This is a genomic window from Kitasatospora phosalacinea (assembly GCF_000716545.1).
In the GTDB taxonomy this organism is placed as follows: Bacteria; Actinomycetota; Actinomycetes; order Streptomycetales; family Streptomycetaceae; genus Kitasatospora; species Kitasatospora phosalacinea.
In genome coordinates this window covers 69,302-89,346 of the sequence record NZ_JNWZ01000005.1, presented here as the reverse complement: position 1 = coordinate 89,346, position 20,045 = coordinate 69,302, and the positions used below count along the sequence as shown (strand labels likewise).

16 protein-coding genes are annotated in these 20,045 nt (G+C 72.0%); 4 read left to right on the top strand and 12 right to left on the bottom strand.

The features are described 5' to 3' along the window. Window positions 1–18: 18 nt before the first annotated feature. From prcA to arc, 5 genes are all read right to left on the bottom strand, one after another. Entirely contained in the window at window positions 19–771 is a 753-nt protein-coding gene (gene prcA, locus OO48_RS03990; RefSeq protein WP_033212821.1) for a proteasome subunit alpha, read from the bottom strand. Between the two features lie 32 nt (window positions 772–803). Further along, complete coding sequence (prcB, locus tag OO48_RS03985) at window positions 804–1,649, bottom strand: proteasome subunit beta (protein WP_033212820.1); 846 nt, start codon at window positions 1,647–1,649, stop codon at window positions 804–806. Between the two features lie 179 nt (window positions 1,650–1,828). After that, complete coding sequence (locus OO48_RS03980; RefSeq protein WP_033212818.1) at window positions 1,829–2,047, bottom strand: ubiquitin-like protein Pup; 219 nt, start codon at window positions 2,045–2,047, stop codon at window positions 1,829–1,831. A 97-nt stretch (window positions 2,048–2,144) separates the two neighbouring features. Further along, window positions 2,145–3,656: a depupylase/deamidase Dop gene (gene dop, locus OO48_RS03975; protein WP_033212817.1), complete on the bottom strand. Its 1,512-nt coding sequence runs from the start codon at window positions 3,654–3,656 to the stop codon at window positions 2,145–2,147. Window positions 3,657–3,761: 105 nt separating this feature from the next. After that, entirely contained in the window at window positions 3,762–5,528 is a 1,767-nt protein-coding gene (gene arc / locus OO48_RS03970; protein WP_033212815.1) for a proteasome ATPase, read from the bottom strand. 232 nt (window positions 5,529–5,760) lie between these two features. Between arc and OO48_RS03965 the strand changes: the two genes are divergently transcribed. Next, entirely contained in the window at window positions 5,761–6,048 is a 288-nt protein-coding gene (locus OO48_RS03965) for a ferredoxin (RefSeq protein ID WP_033212814.1), read from the top strand. 7 nt (window positions 6,049–6,055) lie between these two features. On the opposite strand, the gene OO48_RS03960 is transcribed toward OO48_RS03965, so the two are convergent. The 3 genes from OO48_RS03960 to OO48_RS03950 form a co-directional block, all read right to left on the bottom strand. Further along, complete coding sequence (locus OO48_RS03960; RefSeq protein WP_051731706.1) at window positions 6,056–6,634, bottom strand: hypothetical protein; 579 nt, start codon at window positions 6,632–6,634, stop codon at window positions 6,056–6,058. A gap of 131 nt (window positions 6,635–6,765) precedes the next feature. Further along, the gene (locus tag OO48_RS03955) at window positions 6,766–7,734 is read right to left on the bottom strand and encodes a tRNA (adenine-N1)-methyltransferase (RefSeq protein WP_033212812.1); all 969 of its coding nucleotides are present in this window, start codon (window positions 7,732–7,734) and stop codon (window positions 6,766–6,768) included. A gap of 68 nt (window positions 7,735–7,802) precedes the next feature. Beyond that, the gene (locus OO48_RS03950; RefSeq protein ID WP_033212811.1) at window positions 7,803–8,987 is read right to left on the bottom strand and encodes a site-2 protease family protein; all 1,185 of its coding nucleotides are present in this window, start codon (window positions 8,985–8,987) and stop codon (window positions 7,803–7,805) included. Between the two features lie 150 nt (window positions 8,988–9,137). On the opposite strand from OO48_RS03950, the gene OO48_RS03945 reads away from it, so the two are divergent. Beyond that, window positions 9,138–10,004 (top strand): RecB family exonuclease, encoded by an 867-nt coding sequence (locus OO48_RS03945; RefSeq protein ID WP_081951898.1) that lies wholly within the window; start codon window positions 9,138–9,140, stop codon window positions 10,002–10,004. Then, complete coding sequence (locus OO48_RS03940) at window positions 10,005–10,676, top strand: response regulator (RefSeq protein WP_033212808.1); 672 nt, start codon at window positions 10,005–10,007, stop codon at window positions 10,674–10,676. Between the two features lie 81 nt (window positions 10,677–10,757). Here OO48_RS03940 and OO48_RS03935 read toward each other — a convergent pair whose 3' ends face one another. The 3 genes from OO48_RS03935 to metH all read right to left on the bottom strand — a co-directional run bounded on the left by OO48_RS03935 (window position 10,758) and on the right by metH (window position 17,110). After that, a complete protein-coding gene (locus tag OO48_RS03935; RefSeq protein ID WP_033212806.1) occupies window positions 10,758–12,350 on the bottom strand; it encodes an ABC transporter substrate-binding protein in 1,593 nt (530 codons plus the stop codon). Between the two features lie 345 nt (window positions 12,351–12,695). Beyond that, window positions 12,696–13,400 (bottom strand): HAD family hydrolase, encoded by a 705-nt coding sequence (locus tag OO48_RS03930; RefSeq protein ID WP_051731705.1) that lies wholly within the window; start codon window positions 13,398–13,400, stop codon window positions 12,696–12,698. Window positions 13,401–13,606: 206 nt separating this feature from the next. Beyond that, a complete protein-coding gene (gene metH, locus OO48_RS03925; protein ID WP_033212805.1) occupies window positions 13,607–17,110 on the bottom strand; it encodes a methionine synthase in 3,504 nt (1,167 codons plus the stop codon). Between the two features lie 146 nt (window positions 17,111–17,256). On the opposite strand from metH, the gene OO48_RS03920 reads away from it, so the two are divergent. Next, a complete protein-coding gene (locus tag OO48_RS03920; protein ID WP_106970239.1) occupies window positions 17,257–18,369 on the top strand; it encodes a glycoside hydrolase family 18 protein in 1,113 nt (370 codons plus the stop codon). A 71-nt stretch (window positions 18,370–18,440) separates the two neighbouring features. Here OO48_RS03920 and OO48_RS03915 read toward each other — a convergent pair whose 3' ends face one another. Further along, window positions 18,441–20,024 carry a glycoside hydrolase family 13 protein gene (locus OO48_RS03915; RefSeq protein WP_033212804.1) on the bottom strand — a complete coding sequence of 528 codons (1,584 nt, stop codon included), beginning with the start codon at window positions 20,022–20,024 and terminating at the stop codon, window positions 18,441–18,443. Between the last annotated feature and the right edge of the window lie 21 nt (window positions 20,025–20,045).

Here is a 20,045-nt window from a genome sequence, read left to right as displayed (position 1 = left end):
GCGGGCCGCCCGGGCCGGTCATTCGGTGTCGGCGCTCCCGTCGCTACCGTCCTCGGCGGCCGCCGACTCGTCGCCGCTGAGCAGCCGGGCCAGCTGGCCGCCCAGGATGCGCTTGAACTTCCGCTTCTGGGGGCGCTGGCGGTCGAGGACGGCGACCTCCAACTGCTCGGGCGTCAGGGCGCGGGGGGTGCCGCCGTTGGGGTCGCGGGCCAGGCCGTCGACCGCCAGCTTGAGCGCCTCCGCGAGGCTCAGGCCGGCGCGGTGGCGCTGGCCGAGGTAGTTGCCGATGGAGTCGGCGTTGCCGCCGACCACCACGGCGTTCTTCTCGTCCACCACCGAGCCGTCGGGGGTGAGCCGGTAGATCTGGTCGTCGGCGGCGGCGCGGCCGACCTCGGCGACGATCAGTTCGACCTCGTAGGGCTTCTCCCCGACCGAGGAGAAGATGGTGCCGAGGGTCTGCGCGTAGACGTTGGCCAGGCCGCGGGCGGTGACGTCGGCCCGGTCGTAGGAGTAGCCGCGCAGGTCGGCGTAGCGGACGCCGCCGATGCGCAGGTTCTCGAACTCGTTGTAGCGGCCGACCGCGGCGAAGGCGATCTTGTCGTAGATCTCGGAGACCTTGTGCAGGGCGCGGGAGGTGTTCTCCGCGACGAAGACGATGCCGTCGGCGTAGGTGAGCACGACCACGCTTCGGCCGCGGGCGATGCCCTTGCGGGCGTACTCCGCGCGGTCCGCCATGGCCTGCTGGGGCGAGACGTAGAACGGCGTGGACACCGCCGGTCTCCCTTCGGGTGGTTGGGGCGGACTCAGAGGAGCGGGGCCTGCGGGCCGTTCGGGTGCTCGCGGCGCTGGTCGGTGATGGAGATCGCGATCGCGGAGACCTCCTCCTCGGTGAGCCGGCGGAAGCCGTCCTCGGTGATCAGCGTGACGATCGGGAAGATCTTGCGGGCCAGGTCGGGCCCCCCGGTCGCGGAGTCGTCGTCGGCGGCGTCGTACAGCGCCTGGACGGCGAGGGTGGCGGCCTCCTCGCCGGTCAGCCCCTCCCGGTAGAGCTTCTTCATCGAGCCGCGGGCGAACACCGAGCCGGAGCCGGTGGCGGCGAAGCCGGCCCGCTCCTCGGAGCGGCCGCCGGTGACGTCGTAGGTGAAGATCCGGCCGCGGCCGAGGTCGAGGTCGTAGCCGGCGAAGACCGGGACGACCGCGAGGCCCTGCATGGCCATCGCCAGGTTGGAACGGATCATCGTGGTGAGCCGGTTCGCCTTGCCCTCGAACGAGAGCACGGCGCCCTCGATCTTCTCGTAGTGCTCCAGCTCCAGCTGGAACAGCCGGACCATCTCGACCGCGAGGCCGGCCGTGCCGGCGATGCCGACGGCGCTGTACTCGTCCGCCGGGAAGACCTTCTCGATGTCCCGCTGGGCGATGACGTTGCCCATCGTGGCGCGGCGGTCGCCGGCCAGCACCACGCCGCCGTCGAACACCGCGGAGACGATGGTGGTGCCGTGCGGCGCCTCGACCGTCATCCCCTCGGGGAGGGCGCGCCGGCCGGGGAGCAGCTGCGGCGCGTGGCTGTCGAGGAAGTCGAGGAACGAGGAGGAGCCGGGGGTGAGGAAGGCGGCCGGCAGACGCCCGGTGCCACTGAGGTTGGCTTCCACACGTGTCCTTCCGGATCGAAGATCGAAAGTTGCTTGGTGCCCCGGACCCTACCCGCTTCGGGGTCCGGTTCCACCCGCTGTGCACAGGAGCTTGCGGGAACGCGAGGCCGCAGGCGCGCTCAGGGCACACCTGCGGCGCTCGTGGTGCCGTTCTCGGTGGAGGAGGGGGTTCCCCCTCCTCACTCGCCGCCCTTCTGGACGAATCCGCGCACGAAATCCTCCGCGTTGGATTCCAGCACCTCGTCGATTTCGTCGAGCACCGAGTCGACGTCGTCGCTGAGCTTTTCCTGGCGCTCCTTGAGGTCGTCCGAAGCCTGAGTTTCCGCGGCCTGCTCCTCGGCCTCCTCGGAGGAGCGGTTTGCCCGCTGCTGGCCGCCGCCGGTGTCCTTGTCCGCCATTTTCCTCACCCCGCTCGTTCGGTGTTCTCGTTCAACGCTGGCTGCTCACCGGAATGATTCCCCGTCGGGGAAATGTTCACCCCCGGTGATCGAAAAGTTACCCGCCGGAGAGGACGCGCACCAGGTCCTCGGCGGTGCGGCACCGGTCGAGCAGCTCCTTGACGTGCTCCCGGGTGCCGCGCAGCGGCTCCATGGTCGGGACGCGCTGGAGGCTGTCGTGGCCGGGCAGGTCGAAGATGACGGAGTCCCAGGAGGCCGCGGCCACGTGGTCGGCGTACTGCTCCAGGCAGCGGCCGCGGAAGTACGCCCTGGTGTCGTCCGGGGGGCTGGTGGCGGCACGGCGCACCTCGTCGTCGGTGAACAGCCGCTCGAACCGGCCGCGCGCCGCCAGCCGGTTGTACAGGCCCTTGTCGGCCCGCACGTCGCTGTACTGGAGGTCGACCAGCTGGAGGCGGGGGCTGTCCCACTCCAGGCCGTCCCGCTGCCGGTAGCCCTCCAGGAGCTCCTTCTTGGCGACCCAGTCGAGCTGCCGGGACAGGCTCATCGGGTCGCGCTCCAGGCGGCCCAGCACGTCCTCCCAGCGGGCCAGTACGTCCATGGTCTGGTCGTCGGCGTCCTGTCCGTGGCGGTCCTCGACGTACTTGCGGGCCAGCTCGCAGTACTCCATCTGGAGCTGGACGGCGGTCAGCCGGCGGCCGCTGCGCAGCTGGACCAGCTGCTTGAGGTCGGGGTCGTGGGAGACCCGGTGCAGGGTGCGCACGGGCTGGTCGACGGCGAGGTCGACGGCGATGAAGCCGTCCTCGATCATCGACAGCACCAGTGCGGTGGTGCCGAGCTTGAGGTAGGTGGAGATCTCCGACAGGTTGGCGTCGCCGATGATGACGTGCAGCCGGCGGTACTTCTCGGCGTCGGCGTGCGGCTCGTCGCGGGTGTTGATGATGGGGCGCTTGAGCGTGGTCTCCAGGCCGACCTCGACCTCGAAGTAGTCGGCGCGCTGGCTGAGCTGGAAGCCGTGGCCGCCGCCCTCCTGGCCGATGCCGACCCGGCCGGCCCCGCACACCACCTGGCGGGAGACGAAGAACGGGGTGAGGTGGCGGACGATGTCGGCGAACGGGGTGGCCCGCTGCATCAGGTAGTTCTCGTGGGTGCCGTAGGAGGCGCCCTTGTTGTCGGTGTTGTTCTTGTAGAGCAGGATCCGCTGCCCGTTGGGCAGCTCCAGGGCGCGCTCGGCGGCCTCCGCCATGATCCGCTCGCCGGCCTTGTCCCAGAGCACCGCGTCGCGCGGGTTGGTGACCTCGGGCGAGGAGTACTCGGGGTGCGCGTGGTCGACGTAGAACCGGGCGCCGTTGGTGAGGATGACGTTGGCCAGGCCGATGTCCTCGTCGGTGAGCTGGCTGGCGTCCGCCACGTCCCGGGCCAGGTCGAAGCCCCTGGCGTCGCGCAGCGGGTTCTCCTCCTCGAAGTCCCAGCGGGCGCGGCGCGCCCGGTGCATCGCCGCGGCGTACGCGTTGACGATCTGGGACGAGGTGAGCATGGCGTTGGCGTTGGGGTGGCCGGGCACGGAGATGCCGTACTCGGTCTCGATGCCCATCACGCGCCGTACGGTCATGCGGCCCTCCTGACCTGTGGGTACTGCTGGGTGCTGCCGGCGCAGACGCGCCGTCCGGCTGCGGTGCCCTGCCGAGCGCCGCAGCCGGACGGGGTCGTACGCGTGCTACAGGTACTGCCCGGTGTTGGCGACGGTGTCGATGGAACGGCCGGACTCGGCGCCCTGCTTGCCGGTGACGAGGGTGCGGATGAAGACGATCCGCTCGCCCTTCTTGCCGGAGATGCGGGCCCAGTCGTCCGGGTTGGTGGTGTTGGGCAGGTCCTCGTTCTCCTTGAACTCGTCCACGCAGGCGGCGAGCAGGTGGGAGACGCGCAGACCGCGCTGGCCGTGGTCGAGGTAGTCCTTGATGGCCATCTTCTTGGCCCGGTCCACGATGTTCTGGATCATGGCGCCGGAGTTGAAGTCCTTGAAGTACAGGACCTCCTTGTCACCGTTGGCGTAGGTGACCTCCAGGAAGCGGTTCTCCTCGGTCTCCGAGTACATCCGCTCGACCACCGACTGGATCATGGCGGCGACGGTGACCGACACCGAGCCGTCGTGCTCCTTGAGGTCGTCCGGGTGGAACGGGAGGGTGTCCTTGAGGTACTTGGAGAAGATGTCCTTGGCCGCCTCGGCGTCCGGCCGCTCGATCTTGATCTTGACGTCCAGGCGGCCGGGCCGCAGGATCGCCGGGTCGATCATGTCCTCGCGGTTGGAGGCGCCGATGACGATGACGTTCTCCAGGCCCTCCACGCCGTCGATCTCCGCCAGCAGCTGCGGGACGATGGTGTTCTCCACGTCCGAGCTGACGCCGGAGCCGCGGGTGCGGAACAGCGACTCCATCTCGTCGAAGAAGACGATGACGGGCGTGCCCTCGCTCGCCTTCTCCCGGGCCCGCTGGAAGACCAGGCGGATCTGCCGCTCGGTCTCGCCCACGTACTTGTTGAGCAGCTCGGGGCCCTTGATGTTGAGGAAGTAGCTCTTGCCCTGCGGCCGGCCGGTCACCTCGGCGACCTTCTTGGCCAGCGAGTTGGCCACCGCCTTGGCGATCAGCGTCTTGCCGCAGCCGGGCGGGCCGTAGAGCAGGACGCCCTTGGGCGGCCGGAGCTCGTACTCCTTGAACAGCTCGGCGTGCAGGTAGGGCAGCTCCACCGCGTCCCTGATCTGCTCGATCTGGCCGGAGAGGCCGCCGATCTGCCGGTAGTCGATGTCCGGGACCTCCTCGAGGACCAGCTCCTCGACCTCGGACTTGGGCACCACCTCGTACACGTAGCCGGAGCGGGGCTCCAGCAGCAGTGCGTCGCCCGCCCGGATCGTGACGCCCTGGAGCGGCTCGGCGAGCCGCACCACGCGCTCCTCGTCGGTGTGGCCGACGACCAGCGCGCGGTCGCCGCCCTCCAGCACCTCCTTGAGGGTGACGATCTCGCCGATCCGCTCGAACGCCATCGCCTCGACGACGTTGAGCGCCTCGTTGAGCATCACCTCCTGGCCGCGGCGCAGTTCGTCCAGCTCGACGCTGGGGCTGACGTTGACCCGGAGCTTGCGGCCCCCGGTGAAGATGTCGGCGGTGCCGTCCTCGTTCTTCTCTAGGAAGGTGCCGAATCCGGCCGGCGGCTGGGCGAGCCGGTCGACCTCCTCCTTGAGGGCCACGATCTGGTCGCGGGCCTCGCGCAGGGTCGCGGCGAGCCTCTCGTTCTGGGCGGTCACACCGGCCAGACTGGTCTGCAGCTCGATGATCCGCTCTTCGAGGATCCTCGATCCGCGCGGGGAATCCGCGAGCCTGCGCCGAAGGACAGCGATCTCCTGCTCGAGGTAGGAGACCTGCGCGGCCTCGTCGGACCCCCGTGCGGGCCTGCCGGCGCTGCGGTCGTACTCGTCGTCGTGGGCTGCCACGGTCCTCACCTCCTCCTGGGGGAGCTGGACGACCCAAACCTACCTGGGACCAGGGCGATGTAAACCCCTTAGTGATCAGAAAGGCGGGTCGGGCGTGTCCGGTTGTTCGCCCTGCGTGCTTCCCCTCTTGGTAGAGGAGATGCCCACCGCTCAACGGTTCAAAGCAGAGCGGATGTATCGTGACAGGAATGTCCCCGAATACGGGGCGACGAGAGCAGAAACGGCAGGGGCAATGGCGGGCACGGGCGAGGCACTCGAAGTCTGGATCGACCAGGATCTGTGCACCGGCGACGGCATCTGCGCGCAGTACGCGCCGGAGGTCTTCGAGCTCGACATCGACGGTCTGGCCTACGTCAAGGGCGCGGACGACGAGTTGCGCCAGCAGCCGGGCGAGAGCGTGCCCGTCCCGCTGACGCTCCTTCAGGACGTGGTGGACTCCGCCAAGGACTGCCCGGGCGACTGCATCCACGTCCGCCGCGCGGCGGACGGCGTCGAGGTCTACGGGCCGGACGCGGACTGACGGCCGCTCAGGCGGTGCGCACCGGCGCGGCGGCCTCGGTCTTCGTCCAGGGGCCGCCCGCCCCGCCCGTCCGGGTCCAGACCAGTTCGACCTGCAGGTCGGGCGAGAAGCGCGGCACGTCGGGGGACGAGTAGCCGCGGGCCCTGCCGCGGATCGAGCCGTCGCTGCGGATCGCCAGCTCGGTGACGGTCAGGCCCTCGGCGTCGGGCAGCAGCGCGACGGGGGCGCCCCCGGCGGCGACCAGGAACACCCCGTCCGGCGGGGTGCCCATGTCGGCCTGGCAGTGCGCGGCGGCGACGGTCACCGGCTCGCCGTCCAGCACGGCGGAGGCCTTCAGGCCGACCGCGACCGGGAACGGCCCGCAGTCCAGCGGCAGGTGCGCCTTCGTCAGGTCGACCTCCGGCGGCGGCACGGAGGAGGGCACCGGCCGGGCGGTCGGCTCGGCGGCGGCCTGACCGGGCGTCACCGCGCCGGTCGCCGAGGTGGCCCCCAGGGCCCCGCCCACCACGGCCGCGCAGCCCGCCGCGACCAGCACCCAGTGCTTCAGCCCCGACCGCGCGTGCCCGGGTATCCGACGCTCCGTCACCACGAGACTCCCCTTCACGGTCCGCCCTTTCCGGTCCGCGCATCCTTCCACAGACCCGCGCACCGCGCGCAACCAGGGGCGCGGGCAACGGCGCCGGGCGGAGGACGCCGACAGCCGGGTCGCGCCGACCGCTACTGCGGCAGCTCCCGCGCCTCGTGCGAGGCCGCTTCGCGCTGCGCCTTGCGGACGGCGGCGCGCTCGGCGAGGGTGAGCTCGCTCTCCGGGCCGGTCTCGTAGTCCTCGCCGTAGGAGCCCTTGGCGGGGCGGCGGCGGCGCAGCGGGGGCTCGACGCCGTCGGCGAGGCGGCGGGCGGTGAGCAGGAAGCCGGTGTGGCCGATCATCCGGTGGTCCGGGCGGACGGCCAGGCCCTCCAGGTGCCAGGTGCGGACCATGGTCTCCCAGGCCTGCGGCTCGGTGAAGCTGCCGTGCTCGCGCAGCGCCTCGACGGTGCGCGACATCTGGGTGGTGGTGGCCACGTAGCAGCAGATCAGGCCGCCGGGGACGAGCGCCTTGGAGGCGACGTCCAGGCACTCCCAGGGGGCGAGCATGTCGAGGATGACGCGGTCGACGTCGGCCTCGACCAGGTTGTCCTGGAGGTCGCCGACGGTGAGCTTCCAGGCCGGGTGCGGGCCGCCGAAGTAGCGCTCCACGTTGCCCTTGGCGATGTCGGCGAAGTCCTGCCGGCGCTCGTAGGAGGCGAGCATGCCGGTGTCGCCGACGGCGCGCAGCAGGTAGGTGGAGAGGGCGCCGGAGCCGACGCCCGCCTCGACCACCCGGGCGCCGGCGAAGATGTCGGCCATGGCCAGGATCTGCCCCGCGTCCTTGGGGTAGATCACGGCCGCGCCGCGCGGCATGGACAGGACGTAGTCGGGGAGCAGGGGGCGCAGCGCGAGGTACGGGACGTTGCCCGTCGTGCGGACGACCGTGCCCTCGGGAGCGCCGATCAGCTCGTCGTGCGGGAACGCACCCTTGTGGGTGTGGAACTGGTTCCCGGCCTGGAGCGTGAACGTGTAGTGGCGGCCCTTGGGGTCGGTCAGCTGGACCTGGTCCCCGACCTTGAAGGGCCCGCGTCGGCGGGCGGCACCGGTCGGTTCGGACATGGGGGCCATCCTACGGGAGCGGGAGGGCTGCCCCCGACCACATGATCGTCCCGGTTCCGCGGGGCCGGTCAGGGGCGGCCCTGGAGCGCGGCGGTGAGCTTGCGCTCGAGGTCGGTGAGGGAGAGGACGCCGTAGACCGAGCCGTCCGGGCGGACCACCAGGTACTCGGTGGCGGGGGCGCGGCGCAGGGTGTCGAGGATCTGTTCGCCCGCCAGGTCGACGGGGACGGTGAGGCCCGGTTCGAGGTCGCGGGAGACGGCGCTGACGGCGATCCAGGGGCGGCGGTGCTCGGGGACGTCGCTGACCGCGGACTCCTTGACCACGGCGGTCGGCTCGCCGCGTCCGTCGACCACCACGATCGCCCCGGCGTGCACCTCGCGGGCCCGGCGCATGGCCTCGCCGAGGGGGGTGTCGGCGGGGACGTCGATGCTGCGGCGGGCCATCTCGCGGACCTTGAGCCGGGGCAGCACCTCCTTGAGGCGGGCGTTGCGCAGCGAGTTGCCGGCGCCCTGCCAGATGATGAATCCGAGGATGGCGGCGAGCACGCCGTCGACCATGGCCTCGGTGGTGGTGCGCTCGACGTCCTGGGAGGAGCTGAGGACCGGCAGGCCGAGGACGACGGCGATCGCCAGCGCGCGGCCGACCCAGACCGCGGCCCGGGTGCCCTTCATCGGGTTGCCGGTGACGGCCCAGACGACGGCGCGCAGCATCCGCCCGCCGTCCAGCGGGAGGCCGGGGAGCAGGTTGAAGGCGGCGACGACCAGGTTGGAGACCATCAGGCCGGCGAGCAGCACGCCGGGGACGGTGGCGGGTTCGACGGCGCGCAGGCCGAGCCAGAAGGCGCCGCCGAGGGCGAGCGAGAGCAGCGGGCCGACGAAGGCGAGCCAGAACTCGCGCCAGGGACGGTCGGCCTCCTTCTCGATCTCGGAGACGCCGCCGAGGAACTGGAGCTGGATCCGGCGCACGCCGAGCTCGTAGTGCAGCCCGACCACGGTGTGGGCGAGTTCGTGGACCAGCACCGAGCCGTAGAAGGCGACGGCGAACGAGAAGGCGAGCAGGTAGCGGGCGGCGCCGAGGTCGGGCAGGACCTCGGCGAGGCGGCTGCCGAAGATCCAGGTGATCAGCGCGGCGACCAGGAACCAGGACGGGGTGACGTAGACGGGCACGCCGAAGGGACGGCCCATCAGGATGCCGCCGCGCGGCTGGTCGTCGGGTTTCGGCTTCTCCGGTGCCCGCCCCTCGGTGTCGTTCACCGTGCTCCTTCCGTCCCGCCGTCCGCTGGTGCCTCGTACGCTACGTGATCACGCCCCGGGAACGGCGGCGCACCCCGCCCTCCCCCTTCCTATACCCAGCTCTTCGACCCGTTCGCCCATCGTGTCGGTCCGGTGCAATAGGGTCGTGGCATGCAGCAGACCGACCCTTCGCCCGCTCCGCGTCCGGCCGCCCGGCCGACCGGGCTGTCGCCGTCCCGGGCGGGTGACTACATGACCTGCCCGCTGCTGTACCGGCTGCGGGTGATCGACCGGCTGCCGGAGCCGCCGAGCGCGGCCGCCACCCGGGGGACGCTGGTGCACGCGGTGCTGGAGCGGCTGTTCGACCACCCGCCGGCCGAGCGCACGCCGCAGCGGGCGCTCGGGCTGCTGGGCCCGCAGTGGGAGCGGTTGCTGGGGGAACGGCCGGAGCTGTCCGAACTGTTCCCGGGCGAGCCGGAGAAGTTGGCCGGCTGGCTGGCGGACGCCGAGAAGCTGGTGGAGAAGTGGTTCCGGCTGGAGGACCCGGCGCGGCTGCACCCGGTGGAGCGGGAGCTGTACGTGGAGACCGCGCTGCCCTCGGGCCTGCTGCTGCGCGGGTACGTCGACCGGGTGGACGTCGCGCCGTCCGGCGAGGTGCGGCTGGTGGACTACAAGACCGGCCGGGCCCCCTCGCGGGACTTCGAGGGCAAGGCGATGTTCCAGATGAAGTTCTACGCACTGGTGGTGTGGCGCTGGAAGGGCATCGTCCCCAAGCGCCTGCAGCTGGTGTACCTGGGCGGCGGCGGGGACGTGGTGACGTACGACCCGGACGAGGCCGACCTGCTGGCGGTGGAGCGGAAGCTGGAGGCGCTGTGGGAGGCGATCTCGGCGGCGGTGGCCACCGGTGACTTCCCGGCGACGCGCAACCGGCTGTGCGACTGGTGCGACCACAAGGCGTCGTGCCCGGAGTTCGGCGGCACTCCCCCGCCGTACCCACTGCCGCTGACCACTGTGACCATTTCCGGCAAGGAGTCGTAGGTGACGATCCGTGTGCTGCTGGTGGACGACCAGCCGCTGCTGCGTACCGGTTTCCGGATGATCCTGGAGGCCGAGCCCGACCTGGTGGTGGTCGGCGAGGCGGGCGACGGGCAGCAGGCGCTGGACCAGGTCCGCGCCCTGCAGCCGGACGTGGTGCTGATGGACATCCGGATGCCGCGGATGGACGGCGTGGAGGCGACCAGGCGGATCGCCGGCCCGGAGCGGGACGGCCCGGCGAAGGTGCTGGTGCTGACCACCTTCGACCTGGACGAGTACGTGGTGGAGGCGCTGCGGGCGGGTGCCAGCGGCTTCCTGCTGAAGGACGTGCCGGCCGAGGAGCTGGTGCAGGCGATCCGGGTGGTGGCGGACGGCGCGGCGATGCTGGCCCCGTCGGTGACCCGCCGACTGCTGGACATGTACGCCACCAAGCTGCCCTCGGGGGACGAGACGCCGCCGCAGGCGCTGACGGTGCTGACCGAGCGCGAGGTGGAGGTGCTGCGGCTGGTGGCGCGCGGCCTGTCGAACGCGGAGATCGCCGCCGAGCTGTTCGTCTCGGAGACCACGGTGAAGACGCACGTCGGCCACGTGCTGACCAAGCTGCAGCTGCGCGACCGGGTGCAGGCGGCGGTGTACGCGTACGAGAGCGGCCTGGTGCGCCCCGGCTCGCTGTAGGCCCGGCTCGGCCCCGGGCCCGGCACGCCGAACGGCCCGCCACCCCGCAGGGGGTGGCGGGCCGTTCGCGCGGGGCCCGGGTCACTGCGAGGTGCGGCCGATCTGCCAGAACCGGAACACGCCGGTGTTGTCCATGGTGCTGTCCACGCCGGTGATGCCGGGGTGGTAGACGTAGAAGGACTTGTTCTGGAACAGCGGGACCATCGGGACGGCGTCGGCCAGGATCTTCTGGATCTGGTCGTAGGCGCCGCCGCCGGTGCGGTCGGTGAGCTTGATCGACTCGGGCACCAGCTTGTCGCTGATCTGCGGGTTGTTCCAACCGTTGTGGTAGGCGCCGCCGTTGACCACCAGCGGGCTGATGTAGTCGTCGGCGTCGGCGTAGTCGGGCGTCCAGCCGACGGTGTAGGCCTGGTAGCTGCCGTTCTTCCAGCCGGCCTGGTAGGCCGTCCAGTCGGGCTCCTGCTGGACGGTGACCTGGAACAGGTCGCCGTTCTCCAGCTCCTGCTTGACGGCCTCCAGCTCGGCGGCGCCGGCCCGGGCCCGGGACCAGGTCAGGGTGAGCTTGACCGGGGTGGTGACGTGCGCGTTGTTCAGGATGCGCTTGGCCTTGACCGGGTCGGGCTCGCCGTACTTGTCGAAGAAGGCGGTGTTGTGGCCGGCCACGCCCGCCGGGACGACCGAGTACAGCGGCTGCACGGTGCCCGCGTACACGTCCTGGGAGATCGCCTTGCGGTCGATCAGCTGGGCGGCGGCCTGCCGGACGGCCTGGTTGCCGCCGGTCTCGTCCTTGGTGTTGAACACCAGGTAGCGGGTGTCGCCGGAGGCGCCCTCGGCGACCCGGAGGGTGCCGGCGCCGGACAGGTCGTCGGTCCTGATCTTGGCGGCCTCGGTGGGGTCGAGGCTGTTGTCGGTGAGGTCGACCGCCTTGCCGTCCAGGGCGGTCTTCAGCTCTTCGGGCTTGTCGAAGTACTGCACCGTGAACTTGCTGTTGTGCAGCTGGGCGGTGCCCTGGTAGCTCGGATTGGCGCTGAGCTGGATCTTCTTCGGGGCCTTGCCCTTCATCTCGACCGAGTCGATCTTGTAGGGACCGGAGCCGACCAGGGAGGTGTTGCCGAGCAGCCCGTCCGCCGGGAAGACCTGGTGGTCGACGATCGAGCCGGCCGCGGAGGCCAGCTTGGCCGGGAGCACCGCGTCCGGGCTCTCCAGGTGGAAGACGACCTCGCGGTCGCCGGAGGCGTCCACCGAGGCGATGGTCGACAGCAGCGGGCTCGGGCCGGACGGGTCGGCGATCTTCTTGACCCGGTCGACGGAGAACTTGACGTCCTGGGCGGTCAGCGGGTGCCCGTTGGAGAACTTCAGGCCGCTGCGCAGGGTGCACTTGTAGGTGAGGGCGTCGGCACCGGTGAAGCGGCAGGACTCGGCGGCGTCGGGCTGCGGCTCGGTCGCGCCGGGCGGGAAGCTCAGCAGCGACTGGAAGGCGTTGTTCAGGATCAGCCAGGAGCCCGCGTCGTACGCACCGGCCGGGTCGAGCACGCTGGTCACGTTGGTGGTGCCCATGGTGATGGTGCCGTCACCGTCGCCGCCGGCGACCTTCTCGACGGAGGCGCAGCCGGCTGCCGTGGTGGCGACGAGAGCGGCACAGCTGAGCACGGCCAGGCGGTTGGGCGTCGTCATGCGGGGTGGTCTTCCTCACTGCGTGCGGCCGGCTGTCGCCGGTGCCCGCCGCCCGGCGCCGGGGTCGGGCGGGGCCGCGGGTCTGCTGCGGCCGCGCGCGCCCTTCGTCCCGGGTTTCCGGGGTGGGCGGCGGCACGGCACGGGGACTGAACGCGCCTTAGCGTGCCATATCGCCCCCGGGCGGTCACCGAGGGTTCGGTCCGCGGTCGCACCGAGTTCGGATGATCTTGCCGCGACGGCCGACGAGTTGTCAGCCAATGCCCGTTTTCGCCCGCGGCGACGGACACGTTCCGCGTACCACCGGACGCGGAACGAAACCGGCAAAGGGTGTGACCGAGACGAAGCTCACACCCGGGAGGCGGCCAGGGTGCGCAGCAGGTCGAGGTCGACGTGCTCCAGCGAGGGCAGCACCAGGCGGCCGGGGGCGGGCTCGATGGCGGCGATGGAGGGGACGGCGATGACCGGGCAGCCGGCCGCCTCGGCGGCGGCGACGCCGGTGGGGGTGTCCTCGACGACCACGCAGCGGGCCGGGTCGGCGCCGAACCGGGCGGCGGCGGCCAGGTAGGGGTCGGGGTGCGGCTTGGTCCGGGCGACCTCGTCGCCGGCCACGGTGAAGGCGAAGTGCTGGGCGCCCAGGCTGCGCAGCACGATGTCGATGATGTGCCGGTGCGAGGCGGACACCAGGGCGGTCGGGACGCCGTGCGCGGCCAGGGTGTTGAGCAGCCGCTCGGCGCCGGGCATCAGCGGGACGCCGCCGGCCAGCAGGTCGACGAAGCGCTGGTTGATCAGGACGGTCAGCTCGGCCGGGCTGAGGGTGACCGCGGTGCGGGTGATCAGGTAGTCGATCACCCGGGTCATCGGGCCGCCGACCACGTGGGTGCGGTCCTCGGCGGTGAGCCGGTGGCCGAGTTCGGCGAACAGGTCGACCTCGGCCTGCCACCAGGAGTCCTCGGTGTCGACCAGGGTGCCGTCCATGTCGAGCAGGACGGCGTGCAGGCCGCCGTCCTCGCCGTCCCCGTCGATGCGGAGCGGGGTCGAGACCGTCGTCATGCGCGCCGTCCTTCCTGTCGGATGCCCCGGCGCGGGTGCGTCCGGGGATGGCACGGGCCGGCCCGCCAGGCCCCGCCCGGCCGGCAAGACCGGCCGGGCGGGGCCTAACTGCGGACCGGCCCGTTTCAGGATCATCAAGAATACGCCCGCCCGGTGGGATTGCACCGGGCGGCGGTGCGGCGAACGGATGATGCCCGGTCGGAGGACTACCTCGCGTTGAAGTACTTGGCCTCGGGGTGGTGGACCACGATGGCGTCGGTCGACTGCTCGGGGTGCAGCTGGTACTCCTCGGAGAGGATCACGCCGACCCGCTCCGGCTTGAGCAGCTCGGCGATCTTGGCCCGGTCCTCCAGCTCGGGGCAGGCGCCGTAGCCGAGCGAGAAGCGCGCGCCGCGGTACTTGAGCGCGAACATGTCCCGGACGTCCTGCGGGTCCTCGTCGCCGAAGCCGAGCTCGTAGCGGACCCGGGCGTGCCAGAACTCGGCCAGCGCCTCGGCCAGCTGGACGGACAGGCCGTGCAGTTCGAGGTAGTCGCGGTAGGAGTTGCCCGCGAACAGCTCGTTGGCGGCCTCGGAGATCCGGTTGCCCATGGTGACGACCTGCAGGCCGACCACGTCGCGCTCGCCGCTCTCCTCCGGGCGGAAGAAGTCGGCCAGGCAGAGCCGGCGGCCGCGGCGCTGGCGGGGGAAGGTGAAGCGGGTCAGCTCGGAGCCGTCCTCGCGGTAGAGGAGCAGGTCGTCGCCCTTGGAGTTGGCCGGGAAGTAGCCGTAGACCACGGCCGGCTCCAGCCAGCCCTCGGTCTGCAGCCGGTCCAGCCAGCCGCGCAGGCGCGGGCGGCCCTCGGTCTCCACCAGCTCCTCGTAGGTGGGGCCGCCGGAGCGGCCGCCCTTGAGGCCCCACTGCCCCTTGAACAGGGCGTCCTCGTCCAGCCAGGAGGCGTAGTCCTGGAACGGGATGCCCTTGACGATCCGGTCGCCCCAGAACGGCGGGGTCGGGACCGGGTTGTCGACGGCCACGTCGGAGCGGATCTGGCCGAGGTTGACCTCCTCCGGCTCCTCCACCTCGACCCGGGCGTGCCGGCGCTTGCGCAGTTCGGGCAGGGCCGCGCCGGGGACGCCGCGCTTGATGCCGATCAGGGCGTCCATCAGGCGCAGGCCCTCGAAGGCGTCGCGGGCGTAGCGGACCTCGCCGTCGTAGATCTCGTGCAGGTCCTGCTCGACGTAGGCGCGGGTGAGGGCGGCGCCGCCGAGGATGACCGGGAAGTCGGCGGCCAGGGCGCGCTGGTTGAGCTCCTCCAGGTTCTCCTTCATGATCACCGTGGACTTGACCAGCAGGCCGGACATGCCGATCACGTCGGCCTTGTGCTGCTGGGCGGCCTCGACGATCGCGGTGACGGGCTGCTTGATGCCCAGGTTGACGACGTTGTAGCCGTTGTTGGACAGGATGATGTCGACCAGGTTCTTGCCGATGTCGTGGACGTCGCCCTTGACGGTGGCCAGCACGATGGTGCCCTTGCCCTCGCTGTCGGACTTCTCCATGTGCGGTTCGAGGTGGGCGACGGCGGCCTTCATCACCTCGGCGGACTGCAGGACGAACGGCAGTTGCATCTCGCCGGAGCCGAACAGCTCGCCGACGACCTTCATCCCGGACAGCAGCGTGTCGTTGATGATCTCCAGCGCGGGGCGCTCGGCCAGCGCGGCGTCCAGGTCGGCCTCCAGGCCGTTCCGCTCGCCGTCGATGATCCGGCGCTGCAGGCGCTCCTCCAGCGGGAGGGCGGCCAGCTCCTCGGCCTTGGACGCGGCGGAGGAGGCGGCGGAGACGCCCTCGAAGAGCTGCAGCAGCTTCTGCAGCGGGTCGTAGCCCTCGCTGCGGCGGTCGTAGACCAGGTCGAGGGCGGCCTGCCGGCGGTCCTCGGGGATGCGGTTCATCGGGAGGATCTTGGCGGCGTGCACGATCGCCGAGTCCAGGCCGGCTTCCACGCACTCGTGCAGGAACACGGAGTTGACGACCTGGCGGGCGGCCGGGTTGAGGCCGAAGGAGATGTTCGACAGCCCGAGGGTGGTCTGCACGTCCGGGTGGCGGCGCTTGAGCTCGCGGATCGCCTCGATGGTCTCGATGCCGTCGCGGCGCGACTCCTCCTGGCCGGTGGCCAGGGTGAAGGTCAGGCAGTCCACCAGGATCGAGGACTCGTCGATGCCGTACTCGCCGGTGAGCTGGCCGATCAGGCGCTCGGCGATGGCGACCTTGGTCTCGGCGGTGCGGGCCTGGCCCTCCTCGTCGATGGTCAGCGCGATCACCCCGGCGCCGTGCTCGCGGGCCAGCGCGGCGATCCTGCCGAACCGGGTGTCCGGGCCGTCGCCGTCCTCGTAGTTGACCGAGTTCAGCACCGCCCGGCCGCCCAGCATCTCCAGACCGGCCTTGAGGACCGGCGGCTCGGTGGAGTCCAGCACGATCGGCAGCGTGGAGGCGGTCGCCAGCCGGCCGGCGATCTCCCGCATGTCCGCCACACCGTCACGGCCCACGTAGTCCACGCACACGTCCAGCAGGTGCGCGCCCTCGCGGATCTGCTCGCGCGCGATCTCCACGCAGGTCTGCCAGTCGGCGGCGAGCATCGCCTCGCGGAACTTCTTCGACCCGTTGGCGTTGGTCCGCTCCCCGATCGCCAGGTACGAGGTGTCCTGCCGGAACGGCACCGCCTGGTAGAGGGAGGCGGCCGACGCCTCCGGCCGCGGGTCGCGCGCCGTGATCGGCAGGCCCTGGACCCGCTCGACCACCTGCCGCAGGTGCTCGGGGGTGGTGCCGCAGCAGCCGCCGACCAGGGCCAGGCCGTAGTCGCGCACGAAGCCCTCGTGGGCGTCGGCGAGTTCGGCCGGGCTGAGCGGGTAGTGCGCGCCGTCCTTGCCCAGCACCGGCAGGCCCGCGTTCGGCATGCAGGACAGGCCGACCTTGGCGTTCTTCGCCAGGTAGCGCAGGTGCTCGCTCATCTCGGCCGGGCCGGTGGCGCAGTTCATGCCGATGAAGTCGATGCCCAGCGGCTCCAGCGCCGCCAGCGCCGCACCGATCTCCGAGCCCAGCAGCATCGTGCCCGTGGTCTCCACCGTCACCTGGGCGAGGACCGGCAGGTTCACGCCCGCCTCCGCCAGCGCGGCCTTGCAGCCCAGCACCGACGCCTTGGTCTGCAACAGGTCCTGGCTGGTCTCGATCAGCAGCGCGTCCACACCGCCGGCGATCAGGCCCGCCGCGTTGCGCCGGAAGCCCTCGCGGACCACCTCGAACGTGGTGTGACCCAGCGTCGGCAGCTTGGTGCCCGGGCCCATCGAGCCCAGCACCCACCGGACGCGGCCGTCCCCGGCGGTGAACTCGTCGGCCACCTCGCGGGCGATCCGGGCACCCGCCTCGGACAGCTCGAAGATCCGCTCCGGGATGTCGTACTCGCTCAACGCCCAGTGGTTCGCGCCGAAGGTGTTGGTCTCCACGCAGTCCACACCGACCGCGAAGTACGCCTCGTGCACCGAGCGCACGATGTCGGGGCGGGTGACGTTCAGGACCTCGTTGCAGCCCTCCAGCTGCTGGAAGTCCTCCATCGTCGGGTCCTGCGCCTGGAGCATCGTGCCCATCGCCCCGTCGGCGACCACGACTCGGGTGGCGAGGGCCTCTCGCAGGGCGTCGGCGCGGTCCTGCTGGGCGGACGTGGGTACAACGGTGGCCATGTGGCTGCTCCCTGAGTGCGACGGCTGTCGGCTATGCACCCCGCCTGGACCGGGGGTGCACCCCGCCAGGGTATCGGTCCGGCCGGGTCCGGGCGGAACCTTTTCCACATTGTGGGCGTCCCTGTCCACCGGAAGGGAGCACGATCATGCCCGCTTCGGGGGAGCAGAGCCGGTGGAAGCGCGCGGGGCTCGCCCTGCGTCCGTCCGAATGGCGGACACTGGCCGCCCGGGTGCGCCGCCGCCGGCGCGGGCGGATCCGCTGGAGCCGGCGCCGGCGCGTCCTCACCGCGCTGGGCACCGCGCTCGCCCTGGTGGTGCTGCCGGTGCTCGGCGCGGCCGCGGCGTTGCGCTGGGAGTACGCCGGCGAGCCGGCCGCGGACGCCCGCACCCGCGGCAAGGACGCGATCTGGCTGGGCCACGCCTGGGTCGACGGGCGGCGCACGCCCGAGGAGCTGACCGCGCTGGCCGCGAAGGTGCGCCGCACCGGCATCCACGACCTGTACGTGCACACCGGGCCGCTGGAGCACGACGGCTCGCTCGACCCGGCGCTGGCGCCCGGCGCGGCGGACTTCCTGGCCCGGGCGCACGCGGCGATGCCGGGGGTGCGGGTCCAGTCCTGGCTGGGGGACGTGGTGGCGCCGGAGAAGGTCGGCCTGCACCTGGACCGCGCCGACGTCCGGGACCGGATCGCCGCCGCCGCGGGGCAGGTCCTCGACCTGGGCTTCGACGGCGTCCACTTCGACCTGGAGCCGGTGCACTCGGGCTCCCCCGGCTTCCTCGCCCTGCTCGACCAGGTGCACGGGCTGACCGCCGCCCGCTCGGTGCCGCTGTCCATCGCCGCCCCGCAGATCGACCCCGTCCCCGGGCTGGGCCGGGTCACCTTCGCGCTCAGCGACCACGGCAAGTACTGGTCGGCCGGGTACTTCGCGGCGGCGGCGCGGCGGGTCGACCAGGTCGCGGTGATGTCCTACGATACCTCGATGCCGGTGGAGTCCCTGTACGGCGGCTACGTCGCCCGGCAGACCTCGCTCGCCCTCGCCAACACCCCGCCGGACGTCGACCTGCTGATGGGCCTGCCCGCGTACTGGGCGGACACGCCCTCGCACCGGGGCGACGCCGAGACCGTCCGCGCGGCGGTCCGCGGGGCGCGGCTGGGCCTCGGCCCGGGCGGGCGGCAGAACTTCGGCCTCGCGCTGTACGTGGACTTCGCGGCGACGCCGGACCACTGGGCGGCGTACCGGGAGGGCTGGTCCGACTAGCCGCGCGCGTCGGCCGGTTCGCCGGCGCGCGCGGCTCCTCGCACCCCTGTTCTCGCGCCCTCGGTCCGGCCTTACCGGAGCCAGACCGCCGTGTCGGCGGGCAGTCGGCCGTCCGGCAGGGGGCCGGAGGCCAGGAGGACCTCGCCGTCGAGCGGGAGCGGCGGGGCGGAGAGGTTGACCAGGCAGCGGACGTCGCCGCGGCGGAAGGCCAGGACGCCTCCGGGGGCGTCGGGGAGCCAGGCGAAGTCGCCGCGCAGTTCGCGGCGCAGGCGGAGGGCCTCGCGGTAGAGGGTGAGCATGGAGTCCGGGTCGCCGCTCTGGGCCTCGACGGTGAGGGGCGCCCAGTCGGGGGGCTGCGGGAGCCAGGGGTCCTTGCCGTCGCGGGTGAAGCCGTAGGGCGGGTGGGCGCCGCTCCAGGGGAGCGGGACGCGGCAGCCGTCGCGGCCGGGGTCGGTGCCGCCGGAGCGGAAGTGCATCGGGTCCTGGAGGGAGTCCAGCGGGAGGTCCTCGACTTCGGGCAGGCCGAGCTCCTCGCCCTGGTAGAGGTAGAGCGCACCGGGCAGGGCCGCGCTGAGCAGGGCGGCGGCGCGGGCCCGACGGCGGCCGAGGCCGAGGTCGGTGGGGGTGCCGAAGGACTTGGTGGCGAACTGGAAGCGGGTGTCCTCGCGGCCGTAGCGGGTGACGGTGCGGGTGATGTCGTGGTTGGCGAGCACCCAGGTGGCGGGGGCGCCGACGGGGGCGTGCGCGGCGAGGGTGGTGTCGATGGACTCGCGCAGCGCGGCGGCGTCCCAGGGGCGGGCCAGGAAGTCGAAGTTGAACGCGGTGTGCATCTCGTCCGGGCGCAGGTAGCGGGCGAAGCGTTCGGCGTCGGGGACCCAGATCTCGCCGATCAGGACGCGCGGCGGGCTGTAGGAGTCGGCGACGGCGCGCCAGCTGCGGTAGATCTCGTGCAGGTCGTCGCGGTCGACGTAGGGGTGCGGGCGGCCGGGTTCGACGTCGGCGAGGTCGGGGTCCTTGGTGAGCAGTCCGGCGGAGTCGATCCGGACGCCGGCGGCGCCGCGGTCGAACCAGAAGCGCAGGATCTCCAGGTGCTCCTCGCGGACGGCGGGGTGCGCCCAGTTGAGGTCGGGCTGGGCGGCGGCGAACAGGTGCAGGTACCACTGGCCGTCGGGGAGGCGGGTCCAGGGGCAGCCCCCGAACTCGGACTTCCACTCGTTGGGCGGGAGTTCGCCGTTCTCGCCGCGGCCCTCGCGGAAGTGGAACAGCTCGCGCTCCGGGCTGCCGGGGGCGGCGGCCAGCGCGGCCCGGAACCAGGGGTGCTGGTCGGAGACGTGGTTGGGGACGATGTCGACGATGGTGCGCAGGCCGAGCCGGCGGGCCTCGGCGATGAGCAGTTCGGCCTCTTCGAGGGTGCCGAAGACCGGTTCGACGCCGCGGTAGTCGGCGACGTCGTAGCCGCCGTCGGCCATCGGGGACGGGTACCAGGGGTTGAACCAGATCGCGCCGACGCCGAGTTCGGCGAGGTACGGCAGGCGGGCGCGGACTCCGGCCAGGTCGCCGACGCCGTCGCCGTTGCCGTCGGCGAAGGAGCGGGGGTAGACCTGGTAGATCGCGGCGTCGCGCCACCACTCGGAGGTCGCGGGCTGATGTGCCACGGCGGGTTGTCCTTTCGGGAG